This window comes from Isoptericola sp. F-RaC21 (genome assembly GCF_038593535.1).
Classification (GTDB): Bacteria; Actinomycetota; Actinomycetes; order Actinomycetales; family Cellulomonadaceae; genus Isoptericola.
In genome coordinates this window covers 97,281-111,323 of the sequence record NZ_JBCFYX010000005.1, presented here as the reverse complement: position 1 = coordinate 111,323, position 14,043 = coordinate 97,281, and the positions used below count along the sequence as shown (strand labels likewise).

Genomic DNA, 14,043 nt, shown 5'->3' with positions numbered 1-14,043 from the left:
GGCTCGAGAAGGACAGCAGGGACTGACAGGGGTGCCGATGAACCGCCGAGTGCGCCAGAGCGCGACCGTCGCGTGCGTCCTCGCCGCGTCCGGGCTCCTGTTCACCGCCAGCGCGCAGCTCGCGGACACCAAGGACGGTCGCGACCCGCAGGACCTCGCCGAGCTCGTCACCACGGAGTCCGACCGGGTGGCCGACCTCACCGACCGGATGAACGAGCTCGAGGCGGAGATCGACGACCTCGGCAAGCAGGCCGGCACCGACCTGCCCACGCGGAGCGCCGACCTGGTCGCCGACGAGTCGGTGGTGACGGGCGCCGCGCCCGTCTCGGGTCCCGGCCTGCGCGTCGCGCTCGACGACGCCCCGGCGTCCAGCCAGGCCATCGCGGGCGCGCGCCCCGACGACCTCGTCGTGCACCAGCAGGACGTGCAGCACGTCATCAACGCCCTGTGGGCGGGCGGCGCCGAGGCCATGACGCTGCAGGGCGAGCGCGTCACCGCGACCTCGGCGTTCCGCTGCTCCGGCAACATCCTGCTGCTGCACGGCAAGGTCTTCTCGCCGCCCTACGTCATCGAGGCGGTCGGCGACCCGAAGCAGCTGCGTTCCTCGCTCGACGCCGACCCGGGCGTCGCGATCTACCAGCAGTACGTCGACTGGGTCGCCCTCGGGTGGTCGGTGAAGGACGCCGGCACGCTCGAGCTGCCCGCCTACACCGGCAGCTCCGAGATGAAGTACGCGACGGTCCCCTCCGGCACGGACGTGTTCTCGTGAGCGCCTCGAACCCCCGGAGCGCCGTGGCGCCGGGCCGGCGATGGCGCGGCCGCCGTCCCGCCCCGCAGCCCGCCTGACCCTCTCCCCGAAGCGAGACAGCCATGACCTCCCCCACCCCCGCCGACGGCCCGCGCATCCTCGTCGTCGACAACTACGACTCATTCGTCTACACGATCGTCGGGTACCTCGACCAGCTCGGGGCGCGCACCGTCGTCGTGCGCAACGACGCCGTGCCCGAGCCCGACGCCGACGGGGTCTTCCACGACGCGGACGGGGCCCCCTTCGACGGCGTGCTCGTCTCGCCGGGCCCGGGCACCCCGAAGGAGGCCGGGTCGTCGGAGGACGTCATCCGCGCCTGCGCGCGCTCACGCACGCCGATGCTGGGCGTCTGCCTGGGTCACCAGGCCCTCGCAGAGGTGTACGGCGCCACCGTGGCGCACGCCCCCGAGCTGATGCACGGCAAGACGAGCCTCGTGGAGCACGACGGCGACGGCGTCCTCGACGGCCTCGCGTCCCCGTTCACGGCCACGCGCTACCACTCGCTCGCGGTGCTCCCGGAGACGGTGCCCGCCGAGCTCGAGGTGACCGGCGCGACGGCGAGCGGCGTCGTCATGGGCCTGCAGCACCGCGAGCTGCCGCTGCACGGCGTGCAGTTCCACCCCGAGTCCGTGCTCACGGAGGGCGGGCACCGGCTGCTCGCCAACTGGCTCGCCGTGTGCGGCGACGCCGGCGCCGTCGAGCGCTCGCGCGGCATGGCGCCGCTCGTGCACGCTGGTTGAGCCTGTCGAAACCCGGGGCCGTTGGTTGAGCCTGTCGAAACCCGGCGCTCGGTTTCGACAGGCTCAACCAGCGGATGGGATCTCGACAGGCTCGACCGCCGGTGCTCAGCCCTCGTCGCCGCCGAGGATGCCGAGCGGGTCGGCAGGGTTGTCCGTCTCGCCCTCGCCGTCGGTGGGCTCGTCGGACGGCTCGCCGCTGGGCGTCTCGCTCGCCTCCGGGCCGCTGGACACGACGACGGCGACGTTCGAGCCGACCTCGGCCTCGCCGCCCTCCGGATCCTGCGAGATCACGAAGCCGTTCGGCACGTCGTCCGACGGCTCGTAGCTGATCTGCGGGGTCAGCTTGGCGCCGGTGATGGCCGCCTGGGCCTCGGCGGCCGAGCTGCCGACGACGTTCGGCACCGTCGTCATCTCCGGCGCCTTCTCCTTGGCGATGACGATCGAGACCCCGCTGCGCTGAGGTACCGAGCCGGCCTGAGGGCTCTGCCGGATCACGGTGCCGGGCTTCTTGTCGCTCTCCTCGGTGCTGGTCTCCGAGCTGAGCCCGAGGCCGGAGATGGTCTCCTTGGCCTTGTCCTCCGTCATGCCCACCACGTTCGGCAGGTCGACCTGGCCGGAGGAGACGACGATGTCGACGCTCGACCCCTCGCTGACCGCCTGGCCCTTGCCGGGGTCCGACTTGATGACGTGGTCCTTCTCGACGTCCTTGCTGTTCCCCTGCGAGACTTCTCCGAGCGTGAGGTTCTCCTCCTCGAGCGCGGCCTTGGCCTCGTCCTCCGTCATGCCCGCGAGACCGGGGACGGCGACGGTGTCCGGCCCGGCCGAGAACGTCACGGTGACGACGCTGCCGCGGTCCACCTCCGCGCCACCCCGGGGGCTCTGCTCGAGGAAGGTGTTCTCCGGCTCGGTGGACTCGGTGTCCGTGGCCTGCTCGTACTCGAGCCCGGCGGCCGTGATCTGCCGCTCCGCCTCGGCGGGGGTCACGTTGGACTTGAGCTCGGGCACGGTGGTCTTGGCCTCGGCGCCGTTCATGACGAGGAACGTGATGATCGCGGCGAGGGCGACGACGCCGATCGCGATGAGCGTCCACATGAGCCCCTTGCGGCTCTTCTTCTCGTCGTCGGGCTCGGCGCCGTTCGCGCCCTGGACCCCCGTGGTGCCCCACTGCGAGGTGCTCGCGGGATCCATCACCTGGGTGCCGTTGCCCGGGCTCATGACCTGCGTCGCCGTGGCGCCGGCGGCGGCCGCGCCGATCAGCGGCGCGGTGACGTCGCCGCCGCGCAGCGCGGTCTCCAGGTCGGCGCGGAACTCCGCGGCCGTCGAGTAGCGCGCGTCGCGGTCCTTGGTGAGGGCCTTGAGCACGATGCGGTCGAGCACCTCGGGCACGTCGGACGCGAGCTCGCTGGGGCGCTGCGGCGCCTGCCCGACGTGCTGGTAGGCCACGGCGACCGGCGAGTCGCCCATGAACGGCGGGCGCCCGGTGAGCAGCTCGAACAGCACGCAGCCGGTCGAGTACAGGTCGCTGCGCGCGTCCACCGTCTCGCCGCGGGCCTGCTCCGGCGACAGGTACTGCGCCGTGCCGATGACGGCGTGCGTCTGCGTCATCGTCGCCGCGGAGTCAGCCATCGCGCGCGCGATGCCGAAGTCCATCACCTTGACCGCGCCCGTGGGAGTGATCATCACGTTGGCGGGCTTGATGTCGCGGTGCACGATGCCGGCCTGGTGCGAGTACTCGAGCGCGCTGAGGATGCCCGCCGTGATCTCGATGGCCTCCTCGATCGGCACCGCCGCGCCGTCCTGGAGGATGTCGCGGACGGTGTGGCCCTCGACGTACTCCATGACGATGAACGGCACGTGCACCGACGCGCCCTGCGTGTCCGTGTGCGTGTCCTCGCCGGTGTCGTAGACCGCGACGATGGCGGGGTGGTTCAGCGCCGCCGCCGACTGGGCCTCCCGGCGGAACCGCGCCAGGAAGGACGGGTCGCGTGCGAGGTCGGACCGCAGCACCTTGATCGCGACCGTGCGACCCAGGCGCGTGTCGTGCCCGATGTGCACCTCGGCCATGCCGCCGCGGCCGATGAGCTCACCGACCTCGTACCGGCCGGCGAGTACCCGGGGCGTGTTGTCCACCACTCAGCAGTCCTTCTCGGTCATGGCCGCGCGCGGGGCGCGCGGCTCGTCTCGGAGCATCATCCCAGAGGAGGGACGCGCACCCGTGCGGGAGGGGCGGGCCAGCGCGAGCGCGGGGCCCACCAGGAGCGCCGCCGCCTGACCCTCGGCGTCGGCCGCCATGGCCTGCACGAGAGTGGCGAGCAGCAGGACGACGAGGAGGCCGAGCAGCGCGAGCAGCGGCCAGGAGAGGCGCCCGAGCGGGCCGAAGCGCTGGCCCGTCGACGTCGACGTGCGGCGGGCCGGCTTGGCCTCGGGCTCGGAGCGGGACGCCGAGCGGCTGCGCGTGCCGGCCGGCTGGGGCTTGCGCACGGCGGGACGGCGCGCGTCGTGCGCGCCGGCCCGCACCTCGCGGCGCAGCGGGTACGCCCGGCCGGCGGCGACGCCCTCGACCGGCGTCTGCGGCGCGGCGTCGTCGGCGCGGGGCTCGGCTGCGGGCTCGGGGGCCGTGCGCTCGTCGTCGGACGGCGTCACCGACGCCCACGCGACCGGCAGGGCGGCCGACGGCGGCGTGGCAGCGCTCCCCGGGGTGGCCGGAGCGGCGGGGCCGGTCGGCCGCGGCGTCGTGGACGCGGCGTGCGCGGGGACGGCGCGCGCGGGCCGGGAGCCCTGGCGTGCCGCCGCGGCGCGGCGCGCGGACCGGGACCTCGCGCCCAGCGGGTCCTCCGCGATCTCGCGCGCGAGCGACTCGAGCTCGCTCGCGAGGGCGGCCGCCGACTCGGGGCGGCGGGACGGGTCCTTCTCGAGCATGCGCCCGATGACGTCCGCGAGGCCGGGGTGCACGTGCGTGGGCAGCGGCGGGACCGGCGCGTTCACGTGCGCGACCGCGATGTCGACCGGCGTCGAGCCGGTGAACGGGCGCTTGCCCGCCGTCGCCTCGTACGCGACGACGCCGAGCGCGTAGAGGTCGGACGCCGCCGTCGCCGCCTGGCCGACCGCCTGCTCGGGGGACAGGTACTGGGCCGTGCCCATGACCATGCCGGTGGCCGTCATGGGGGCCTGGTTGGCGGCGAGGGAGACGCCGAAGTCGGTGATCTTCACGCTGCCGCCGTGCTCCAGCAGGATGTTGCCGGGCTTGACGTCGCGGTGCACCACCTTCGCCAGGTGCGCGTGGTGCAGGCCCCGGGCGGTGGCGGCGAGGATCGGCAGCAGCTTGCGGGGCGCGACGACGGGCTCGCGCTCCAGCAGGTCGGCGAGCGGCTCGCCCAGCACCAGCTCCATGACGAGGAAGCCGGCGCCGTCCTGCTCTCCGTAGTCGTACATCTGCGCGATGTTCGGGTGCGACAGGGCCGCGCTGTTGCGCGCCTCCGTGCGCAGGCGGCGCAGGAAGTCCTCGTTGCCGGTGTACTCCTCGCGGAGCACCTTCACGGCGACCTCGCGGCCCAGGTAGCCGTCGTCGGCCACCCAGACCTCCCCCATGCCGCCGATGGCGATCCGGCGCGTGAGGCGGTACCGCTCGCCGAGCGCGAGCCCCGTGACCGGCCTCATCCGTTCAGCACCGCTTCCATGACGGCCTTCGCGATCGGCGCCGAGACGGAGCCGCCGGTCGCCTGGCCGCCCAGGTCGCCGCCGTCCTCGACGACGACGGCCACCGCGACCTGCGGGTCGTCGGCCGGGGCGAACCCGGTGAACCACACGTGCGGGTCGGTCTCCGACGTGTCGCCGTGCTGCGCGGTACCCGTCTTGCCGGCGACCTGGACCCCCGAGATCTGGGCGGCCGTGCCGGACCCGGACTCGACGACGCTCTTCATCATGTCCGTGAGCTCGCCCGCCGTCTTCTCCGAGACGGCGCGGCCCAGGCTGGTGGGCGACGTCTGTCGGACCACCTCGAGCTGCGGGTCGCGGACCGTGTCCACCGAGTACGGCTGCATGACCTCGCCGCCGTTGGCGATCGCGGCGGAGACCATCGCGACCTGCAGCGGGGTGGCGGTGACGCTGCCCTGCCCGATGCCGGACAGCTCGACCTGCGCCGTGTTCATGGCGTCGGGGTCCTTGTCGTACGTGCTGGCCGCGGCCTTGAACGGGATGTCGACGCTCTTGCCGAACCCGAACTTCTCGGCCTGCTCGTCCATCGTGTCGGCGCCCAGGTCGCCGCCGAGGCCGAGGAACGCCGTGTTGCAGGAGATCCGCAGCGCGTCGGCCAGCGTCATCTTCCCGGACGAGGCGCAGGACGTGCCGGCGAAGTTGCCGACCTGCGTGCGGGTGCCGGTGAGCGTGTACGTGGACGGCGCGTCGATGACCGTGTCCGGCGTGTAGTCGCCGCTCTCGAGGGCCGCGGCCGTCGTCACGAGCTTGAACGTCGACCCGGGCGGGTAGACCTCGGCGGTGGCGCGGCTGACCAGCGGGTCGTCGTCGTCGTTGAGCAGCTTCGTGTACGCCTCGCCGGCCTTCTTGGTCGAGTGCGACGCGAGGTCGTTGGGGTCGAACGACGGGTTGGACACGAGCGCGAGGATCGCGCCGGTCTTCGGGTCGAGCGCGACGACCGCGCCCTGCTGGTCGCCGAGAGCGTCCCAGGCGGCCTTCTGCGCCTTCGGGTCGATGGTGAGCTCGACCGACGAGCCCTCCGGGTCACGACCGGTGAGCAGGTTCTGCAGCCGGTCCACCCACAGGGCGTCCGCCTGCCCGTTGAGGTAGTCGTTCTCCGAGTGCTCGATCGCCGTCGTGCCGTTGGCCAGCGAGAAGAAGCCCGTCAGTGGGGCGTAGAGCTTGCCGTTCGTGTACTCGCGCTGGTACCCGAACTCGTCGTCGACGGGCTTGGACAGCGCGACCGCCTCGCCCCCGACGACGATCGGCCCGCGGGCGCGCCCGTACTCGGCGTAGATCGAGCGGATGTTGCGGGTGTCGCTGTTGAGCTCGTCGGCGTGGAAGAACTGGATCCACGTGGTCGACACCATGAGCGCCAGGAACATGACCATGACGACGCTCGCGAGCCGGCGCAGGGTCGTGTTCACAGGTGCTCACCTCCGTTCGTGCCTCGGGGATCGTCGCGACGGGGGTCCAGCGGCCCGCCGATCGCCTCGGTGGGGTGCGACGGCGTCGACCCGCGGGACGGCGCGTCCGCGGCGGGTCGTCGGACGGGGACGCCGCCGCCCGGCGTCGTGCCGTCGTGCGCGCCGACGACGATGGGGTCGTGCATGGCCCCTCCCTGCGCGACCGTGCCGCGCATCGGCAGCGCCGACGGGCGCCGCGCGTTGTCGGAGACGCGCAGCAGCAGCGCGATGACGATCCAGTTGGCGAGCAGCGACGACCCGCCCTGCGCCATGAACGGCAGCGTGAGGCCGGTCAGCGGGATGATCCGCGTGATGCCGCCCACGACGACGAAGAGCTGCAGCGCCATGACGAACGCGAGGCCGCCGGCCAGCAGCTTGCCGAAGCCGTCGCGGACCGCGACCGCGGTGCGCAGGCCGCGCTGCACGATGAGCAGGTACGTCAGCAGGATGGCGAGCAGGCCGGTGAGGCCGAGCTCCTCGCCCAGCGACGAGTAGATGAAGTCGGAGAACGCGTACGGCACGAGGTACGGGTAGCCCTCGCCCCAGCCCGTGCCGAACATGCCGCCTGCCGCCAGCGCGAACGTGCCCTGCACGATCTGGTACGAGCCGCCGGCCGCGTTGTACAGGTCGTTGTCGAACGGGTGCAGCCACACGTCCATCCGCGCGCCGACGTGCGGGAACACGCTGGCGGCCACCAGCGCGCCCGCCGCGAACAGCACGAGGCCGATGAGCACCCAGCTGAACCGCTCGGTGGCGAGGTACAGCATCGCGACGAACAGCCCGAAGAACAGCAGCGAGGTGCCGAGGTCCCGCTCGAAGACGAGCACGGCCAGGGATGCCGCCCACACGATGAGGATCGGGCCGAGGTCGCGGATGCGCGGCAGCTGCAGCCCGAGCACCTTCTTGCCCGCGAGGGCCAGGGTGTCCCGGTTGGCGACCAGGTAGCCGGCGAAGAAGATGGCGAACGCGATCTTCGCGAACTCGGCCGGCTGCACGGAGAACCCGATGTTGATCCAGATCCTCGCGCCGTTGATCTCGCGGCCGATGCCCGGCACGAGCGGCAGCACGACGAGCACCAGGCCCACCAGCATCGCCGTGTACGTGAGCCGGCGGATCCAGCGGTGGTCGCGCAGGAACCAGATGATGAGGATCGCGATGACCGCGCCCAGCGCGGTGTACATCATCTGCGACCAGGCGTCGGCGCCCTTCGTGCCCGCGAGCTCGAGGCGCAGGATCATCGCGAGGCCCAGCCCGTTGAGCAGCACCACCGCCGGGAGGATCACCTGGTCGGCCCAGGGCGCGCGGAGCCGCAGCACGACGTGCGCGGCCACGGAGACGCCCGTGAGGAGCAGGCTGACCGCCCAGAAGTCGGCGGGCAGCTCGCCCGTGACGCTGCGGCCCACCATCGCGAACGCGCTGATGCCCGCGGCCAGCGCGAGGATCAGCAGGAACAGCTCGGCCAGGCGGGCGGGACGGCGCTCGGTGGGCTCGACCGTGCGCTCGGCGGGGGTCTCGACGGCGGCGCTCACCCCTTCGACCCCCCGTCGGCCTTGTCAGTGGTCTTCTCGGCGGTCGTGTCGGCGGCCTGCTCGGTGTCGGCGGGCTTCGTGTCGGCGGGCTTCGTGGCCTTCGACGGCGTGGTGGAGGGCGTGCTCGAGGGGGTGGGGGACGGCGTGGGCGACGGTGTCGGCTCGGGGGCGGCCTCGGCGATGAGCCGGTCCGCGCGCTGGCGCGCCTCGGCCTCGGACGACGCCCGGATGGACCCGTCGAGACGGTCCGCCCAGTAGTCCGGCAGGTCGGACACCGGGGTGCCGGTGAGCTCCACCGGGGTGGAGAGGGTGAGGGGGCCGGCGCTGGCCGGGATGCCCTGGAAGACCGCGACCTCGCCGTCGGCGACGCCGACGTAGTACTGCTGCTGCGTCCAGCCGTACGCGCGCCAGAGGCCGTACCCGACGCCGCCGAGCACCACGAGCACCACGAGCACGGTGATCCACGGGCGGCGGCGGCGCTCCGGCCGGGCGTCCGCGTCGTCGGCGTCCTCGTCCTCGGGGTCGTCCGCGTCGTCGAGGGCCGCGGCCTGGTCGACGGGCGCGGGGTCCTCCGGGTCGTCGGCCGGGGTCGCGAGGACGGCGGGGAGCTCCCCCGTCGCGGCCGCGCCCACGATCTGCGGCGCGGTGACGCCCTCGACCGGGGCCGACGCCGCGTCCTCGACCGCCGGGGCGTCGTCGTCCTCCACCACGTCGGCGACGATCACGGTGATGTTGTCGGTGCTGCCCGCCGTCATCGACAGCGTGATGAGCAGGTCGGCGGCCGCGTCGGGCTCCGGGGTCTCGGTGAGCACCTCGGTGATCTGCTCGGGCGAGACGAACCCCGAGAGGCCGTCGGAGCAGAGCAGCCAGCGGTCGCCGGCCCGCGCCTCGCGGACCGACATGTCCGGCGTGAGGTCGACGTCGAAGTCGCCCAGCACCCGCATGACGACGTTGCGCTGCGGGTGGTGCTCGGCCTCCTCCGGCGAGATGCGGCCGGTGTCGACGAGGTGTTGCACGAACGTGTGGTCCACCGTGACCTGTGTGAGGACGCCCTCGCGCAGCAGGTAGGCGCGCGAGTCGCCGAGGTGGGCCATCACCAGGGTGGTGCCGGTGTGCAGCAGGGCGGTGACGGTGGTGCCCATGCCGACCAGCTCCGGGTCGGCGTCGCTGGCGCGCACCAGGTCCTGCCGGGCGCGCTCGACCGTGTGCTCGAGGTCGGTCAGCGCCTCCTCGGGCCCGTGCTCGGTGCGGTCGAGCGGCGCGAGGGCGGCGATCGCGAGGCGCGACGCCACGTCGCCGCCCGCGTGCCCGCCCATGCCGTCGGCGACGGCCAGCAGGTGCGGCCCGGCGTACGCGGAATCCTGGTTGTTGGACCGCACGAGCCCGACGTCGGACCGCGCGGCGTAGCGCAGGGTGAGGGTCACGGAGCGGTCACCCCTGGAGCTCGACGACGGACTGGCCGATCCGGACGCCGACCCCCGGCGCCAGCGGCTGCGGTCCCGACACCTGGGCGTCCCCGATGAAGGTGCCGTTCGTCGACCCGAGGTCCTCCACGTACCACTGGTCGCCCTGCGGGAAGATGCGGGCGTGGCGCGACGACGAGTAGTCGTCGTCGAGCACGAGGGTGCAGCCCGGCGAGCGACCGATGAGGATCGACGCCGAGGACAGCGGGAGCGTGGTGCCGGCCAGCGGGCCGGTCGTCACGACCAGGCGGGTGGGACCGGAACGCCGGGCGGGCGCGGCGGGCGCCGCGGCAGCAGCCGGGGCGCCGGCGGCCGGGGCGGCCTCGGCGCGACGGCGCTCGGCGCGGGAGGCGCGCGGGGCACCGCGGGGCGCCAGGTCACGGCGCAGCACCGCGATCGCGGAGAGCACGAACACCCAGAGCAGCACCAGGTAGCCCAGCCGCAGCAGGGTGATCGTCAGTTCACTCATCCTGGGGGGATCACCAGCCTTCGGTCTGCTGGCCCGAGGCGCTGCCGGTCCAGAACATGATGCGGGTACGGCCGATGGTCAGGGTGTTGCCGTCGAGCAGGGTGGCCGCGGGCACCTGGTGGCCCTCGACGAACAGGCCGTTCGTGGAGCCGAGGTCGGTCGCGACGACGCCCTCCGGCGTCACGCGGATCTCCAGGTGGCGGCGCGAGACGCCGGGGTCGTCCACGACGATGTCGGCCTCGGCGTCTCGGCCGATGACCGTGACGGGGCCGGTGAGCAGGTAGCGCTGGCCGTCGATGTCGATGAGCGGGTGGCGCGTGGACGGTGCGGCCGACGTCGCCGGCGCGACGTTCCCGCGCACCGTGGCGGAGCGCAGCTGGAACCGGCCGGCCGCCAGGTCCTCGTGCTCCTCGAACGACACGCTGACCGGGCCCACGAAGGCGTAGTGCTGCGAGGCCGCGTACTCGGTGAGGTTCGTGGCCAGCTCGTCGGCCATCGTCTCCGCGCCCCACGCGTCGATCTGCGAGAAGTCGGCGGACGACAGCTCGATCGTGAACTCGTTCGGCACGACGGTGCGGTCCCGTCCGACGACGGCGGCGCGGTCGTCGATCTCGCGCCGCAGGCGGCTCGCCAGCTCGACCGGCTTGATCTCGCTGTTGCGACCCACCTTCGCGAACGCGTTGTTCATCACGCGCTCCACGCTCTTCTCGAAGCGATCCAGGGCGCCCATGCCACCTCCTCCCCTTTGCCCGACACGTCCGCGGGCAGACTATCTAGATCGTAGGCAGGGCCGCAGCACCACTCCTCCGCGCGGTGTGGATTTCCTGCGAACGCTCGGCGCAGAAGCGGCACCAGGAGGTCACGGTGCGGTGACGGTCGCCGCGCCCGCCACCTGCGGCGGGACCGGCCCGCTCCCGGGGTGCGCGAGGCCCTCAGCAGGCGATTGGGGAGCACCCCCCGCGCCGTGCTAATCTTCTGCGGCACGCGCGAGTGGCGGAATAGGCAGACGCGCACGGTTCAGGTCCGTGTGCCCGAGAGGGCGTGGGGGTTCAACTCCCCCCTCGCGCACGTGAAGAGAAGGTCCCGGTCAGGTTCTCCTGGCCGGGACCTTCTGCGTTCCGGGAGGTGCGCTCCAGCCTCCTGCGCCTGGTGTCGGCTCCTGACGCACCTCAACGAGAGACGGCCGAGCCCCACACGGATTCGTGCTGCCGAACGTACGCGGTGACATCTCCCCAGTGTTGCCCGTGACCCGACACGAACATCGATCCCCACGGTTCGCGGCCCGAGGCGTGCGCCGTCTCGAGCATCTGGTACATCGCCCAGGTGCGCTGCCACATGGTCCGCGCCAGTTCGGTGCGGAGCTGCCGGCCCGCGTCGTACCCGTCCACGAAGGCGGCCAGCCGCACCGCGGCCGCAGACGGTTCTGCAGTCGTGTCGTTGAGCGTGAATGCCTGCGCGGCGTAGGCCAGGTCCCACAGGCGGGTGCTGGGGGCGGTTCCGTCCCAGTCGATGAAGACCCAGCGCTCGCCGATGATCAGGTTCCACGGCGCGAGGTCGTTGTGGCACAGCAACTCCGGCGCCGGAGCGGGAATCAGAGGGTCCCATGCCACGGTCGGGTCGAGCGGGATGCTCGCGCTGGCGTCGTGGATCTCGCGAACCATCCTCCCGACGTACGCGAGCTCGGAGAGCGAGAGCGCCGGGGCGTCCATGGCCAGCGCGCCGGGAACGTACTCGATGATCTGACGCTCCTGCTCGTCTCTTCCCAGCGGTCGAGGCAGGTCGAGGCCTGCGTCCACCAGCGCCGACGTGTACGCCTGGACCGCCTCGGACGGGGCCAGCCAAGGCTTGCGAACGGTCTGACCGATCCGAACGACCGCCTCAGATGCGTTGCCTCCGTCAAGTGGAGTCTCCGTCACGAACGAAGGGTAGGTCCATGACGTGGATGGGACCGCGCTGAGCGCTCGGCCGCAACGCTTCCGGTTCGGCCCTGACGTCGTCTGGCGATCCACGCGCCGTCATGTGTGGGGCAGCCGAGCCGATGGTGTACCCGGTGGGGTGCGCCTGAAGTGCAAGGTGTGCCTGGCTCCCCGTCCGTTGGTGTGCCCGTGCTGGTCAGCGGGTTTCGGGACCACCCACGTGATGAAGGTAGGTCTCTGACCCGCCAGGACGACCTGAAGCAGCGGCCGAGAGGGTCGAGGCTTCCGTCATTTCCGGTCTCACCTCGCACAGGGGGCAGCCTGTCGTTCTACTGGCCGAGCGGGTCGGAGTCCATCTCGTCAATCTCCTCCTGGGTGAACCAGGAGACGTTGGTCTCGGTCGGGGTGTAGATACTGAAGATCACGTCCTCGGCGTCCTCGACAGCAAAGGTCTCCGTCCAGGTGGCCGTACGCCCCGGCGGGATGCTCTCAGGACGTTCGGGCACGCCGTCCTCGTTGGAGAGTTCCTCACCCTCCGAAGTCCCGGAGAAGGCCACTGAGAGGCCGTCCGGAGTGACCGCGGTGTCGAGGGTGTTCTCCATCGTGACCTCGACGGTGACGTACTCCATGCCCTTCTTGACCACGCCACCGGCCTCCCACGTCTCCGCGAGGTCGGGGCGAGGCTCAGGTTCCTGCACCGTGGTGACGATTCCCCAGGTGTCGACGCCCTGGCCGTAGATCGGAAGCGTGTACGGGTCCTCCGCAAAGTTGATCGTCTCGTCCGGGCTGGCCTCGGCCGGCTTCTCCGACTCCTCGGCCGCCAGGGCGTCATCGGCCGGTGTCTCCGAAGCTGCCAATGCCGGCTTTGACGTCTCCGCCGCCGCGGAACCCTCGGTTGTTGGGCTCTCGGCGTCGCTGACCGTGGAGCCGCCGCAAGCCCCGAGGATGCCGACCAGAGCCACCAATGCCATCGCGAGCGCGACCGGTCGGCGCCGTTGCCGGTGAGGCTGTCGCTTCATGAACCCATCGTGAACCGGGCTGTAGCACCACACGAACCGTGCGAGTGGGCGACCGATCCGGCACGTGGTCCCGACATCACCGTTCCCAGCCCGTCGCACCCCGGCAGCGTCTCGTGCTCGGCTGCGAAGGCCGTGGAGTGGGACATGACGAACGGCGTGCCCGACGTTTCCCGGCGGCGCTATGTGTCGCGCAGGGTGTCGATCCGTTCGATCGTGTCTTCGAGGTACCCGCGGCAGCGGCCGGTCACGTCCGCGACGGTGCGATCCGGGGCCAGCCAGGCGTTGCAGGTGAGCGTGGTGGCGCCTGACCTGACCACGAGCAGGACGTTGGGCTGCGGCAGCGATACCGACTTGTCGCGCCAGACGTGGCTCGTCGTCGCGGTCGTCAGCACCCCGGACCAACCGCCCAGCGTGATGCTCTCGACGTCTCCCCGGCCACGAAGTCCGGGGTACCAGACGTCCCCTTCGTCCTTGGGCTTGACGCGGAACGTGCCGGACTGCTCCTCGCCGGTCGCTCGGTTCCGAGCGATCCGGTCCTTGGCAGCGGCGACGTCCTCGTACCTCGCGACCGTCACGGTGGCGAACGGGCCCACGGTCACGTCCTCGCCGTCGCCGTGGAGCGAGACGGTGACGAACCGGGAATCCTTGCCCTGCTTGCTCGGGCACTCGCCGGGATCTGCGGTGTCCGAGTCCTCTTCGGGGCAGCGCGCGATCGTCGTGACGTCGTCCGGTAGCTCGTCGTCGGCGAACGGCAACGCCGAGCCCAGCTGCTCCATGGTCAGCGTGTCGACGTCGGCAGGCGTCGGTGACAGGGCCGGGCCCTGGTTCGGCACAGTTCCGCAGGCGGCGACGAGGAGTGCCAGGGCGCCCGCGGCCGGCGCGACAAGTCGGCGGCGGATCTGCATCCGGGGAGGGTACCCGGCGGCCGAACGGCGCTTCC

Annotated in this window: 12 protein-coding genes and 1 tRNA gene; 3 read left to right on the top strand and 10 right to left on the bottom strand. The window is 72.2% G+C overall.

Features of this window, described 5'->3' with window-relative positions; genetic code table 11:
• Window positions 1-37: 37 nt before the first annotated feature.
• Together AAG589_RS18740 and AAG589_RS18735 are read left to right on the top strand one after the other, a co-directional pair.
• Window positions 38-769 carry a DUF881 domain-containing protein gene (locus tag AAG589_RS18740; protein ID WP_430568812.1) on the top strand — a complete coding sequence of 244 codons (732 nt, stop codon included), beginning with the start codon at window positions 38-40 and terminating at the stop codon, window positions 767-769.
• A 101-nt stretch (window positions 770-870) separates the two neighbouring features.
• The gene (locus AAG589_RS18735; RefSeq protein WP_430568811.1) at window positions 871-1,548 is read left to right on the top strand and encodes an aminodeoxychorismate/anthranilate synthase component II; all 678 of its coding nucleotides are present in this window, start codon (window positions 871-873) and stop codon (window positions 1,546-1,548) included.
• A 105-nt stretch (window positions 1,549-1,653) separates the two neighbouring features.
• Here AAG589_RS18735 and pknB read toward each other — a convergent pair whose 3' ends face one another.
• Genes pknB through AAG589_RS18700 form a run of 7 tightly spaced genes read right to left on the bottom strand, consistent with a single transcriptional unit; the run spans window position 1,654 to window position 10,898 of the window.
• On the bottom strand, window positions 1,654-3,681 hold the full coding sequence (gene pknB, locus AAG589_RS18730; protein WP_430568810.1) for a Stk1 family PASTA domain-containing Ser/Thr kinase: 2,028 nt from the start codon (window positions 3,679-3,681) through the stop codon (window positions 1,654-1,656).
• On the bottom strand, window positions 3,682-5,205 hold the full coding sequence (locus AAG589_RS18725) for a serine/threonine-protein kinase (RefSeq protein WP_430568809.1): 1,524 nt from the start codon (window positions 5,203-5,205) through the stop codon (window positions 3,682-3,684). It abuts the gene before it with no gap.
• Entirely contained in the window at window positions 5,202-6,668 is a 1,467-nt protein-coding gene (locus tag AAG589_RS18720) for a peptidoglycan D,D-transpeptidase FtsI family protein (protein ID WP_430568808.1), read from the bottom strand. The genes AAG589_RS18725 and AAG589_RS18720 overlap by 4 nt, the downstream gene beginning before the upstream one ends.
• Entirely contained in the window at window positions 6,665-8,236 is a 1,572-nt protein-coding gene (locus AAG589_RS18715) for an FtsW/RodA/SpoVE family cell cycle protein (RefSeq protein ID WP_430568807.1), read from the bottom strand. The genes AAG589_RS18720 and AAG589_RS18715 overlap by 4 nt, the downstream gene beginning before the upstream one ends.
• Window positions 8,233-9,660: a PP2C family protein-serine/threonine phosphatase gene (locus tag AAG589_RS18710; protein ID WP_430568806.1), complete on the bottom strand. Its 1,428-nt coding sequence runs from the start codon at window positions 9,658-9,660 to the stop codon at window positions 8,233-8,235. The genes AAG589_RS18715 and AAG589_RS18710 overlap by 4 nt, the downstream gene beginning before the upstream one ends.
• Before the next feature lie 7 nt (window positions 9,661-9,667).
• Window positions 9,668-10,168 (bottom strand): FHA domain-containing protein FhaB/FipA, encoded by a 501-nt coding sequence (locus AAG589_RS18705; protein WP_430568805.1) that lies wholly within the window; start codon window positions 10,166-10,168, stop codon window positions 9,668-9,670.
• 10 nt (window positions 10,169-10,178) lie between these two features.
• Window positions 10,179-10,898 (bottom strand): DUF3662 and FHA domain-containing protein, encoded by a 720-nt coding sequence (locus AAG589_RS18700; protein ID WP_430568804.1) that lies wholly within the window; start codon window positions 10,896-10,898, stop codon window positions 10,179-10,181.
• Window positions 10,899-11,152: 254 nt separating this feature from the next.
• Here AAG589_RS18700 and AAG589_RS18695 point away from each other — a divergent pair.
• Window positions 11,153-11,236 (top strand) — tRNA-Leu (locus AAG589_RS18695).
• Window positions 11,237-11,337: 101 nt separating this feature from the next.
• On the opposite strand, the gene AAG589_RS18690 is transcribed toward AAG589_RS18695, so the two are convergent.
• From AAG589_RS18690 to AAG589_RS18680, 3 genes are all read right to left on the bottom strand, one after another.
• Window positions 11,338-12,084: a phosphotransferase gene (locus AAG589_RS18690; RefSeq protein WP_430568803.1), complete on the bottom strand. Its 747-nt coding sequence runs from the start codon at window positions 12,082-12,084 to the stop codon at window positions 11,338-11,340.
• 329 nt (window positions 12,085-12,413) lie between these two features.
• Window positions 12,414-13,103: a hypothetical protein gene (locus tag AAG589_RS18685; protein WP_430568802.1), complete on the bottom strand. Its 690-nt coding sequence runs from the start codon at window positions 13,101-13,103 to the stop codon at window positions 12,414-12,416.
• A 179-nt stretch (window positions 13,104-13,282) separates the two neighbouring features.
• Window positions 13,283-14,008 (bottom strand): hypothetical protein, encoded by a 726-nt coding sequence (locus AAG589_RS18680; protein WP_430568801.1) that lies wholly within the window; start codon window positions 14,006-14,008, stop codon window positions 13,283-13,285.
• Between the last annotated feature and the right edge of the window lie 35 nt (window positions 14,009-14,043).

Excerpts from the sequence above, each read along its gene's own strand:
- AAG589_RS18740 (WP_430568812.1), top strand. The coding sequence starts at position 38 with ATGAACCGCCGAGTGCGCCAGAGCGCGACCGTCGCGTGCGTCCTCGCC.
- AAG589_RS18735 (WP_430568811.1), top strand. The coding sequence starts at position 871 with ATGACCTCCCCCACCCCCGCCGACGGCCCGCGCATCCTCGTCGTCGAC.
- AAG589_RS18725 (WP_430568809.1), bottom strand. The coding sequence starts at position 5,205 with ATGAGGCCGGTCACGGGGCTCGCGCTCGGCGAGCGGTACCGCCTCACG.
- AAG589_RS18705 (WP_430568805.1), bottom strand. The coding sequence starts at position 10,168 with ATGAGTGAACTGACGATCACCCTGCTGCGGCTGGGCTACCTGGTGCTG.
- AAG589_RS18700 (WP_430568804.1), bottom strand. The coding sequence starts at position 10,898 with ATGGGCGCCCTGGATCGCTTCGAGAAGAGCGTGGAGCGCGTGATGAAC.
- AAG589_RS18685 (WP_430568802.1), bottom strand. The coding sequence starts at position 13,103 with ATGAAGCGACAGCCTCACCGGCAACGGCGCCGACCGGTCGCGCTCGCG.
- AAG589_RS18680 (WP_430568801.1), bottom strand. The coding sequence starts at position 14,008 with ATGCAGATCCGCCGCCGACTTGTCGCGCCGGCCGCGGGCGCCCTGGCA.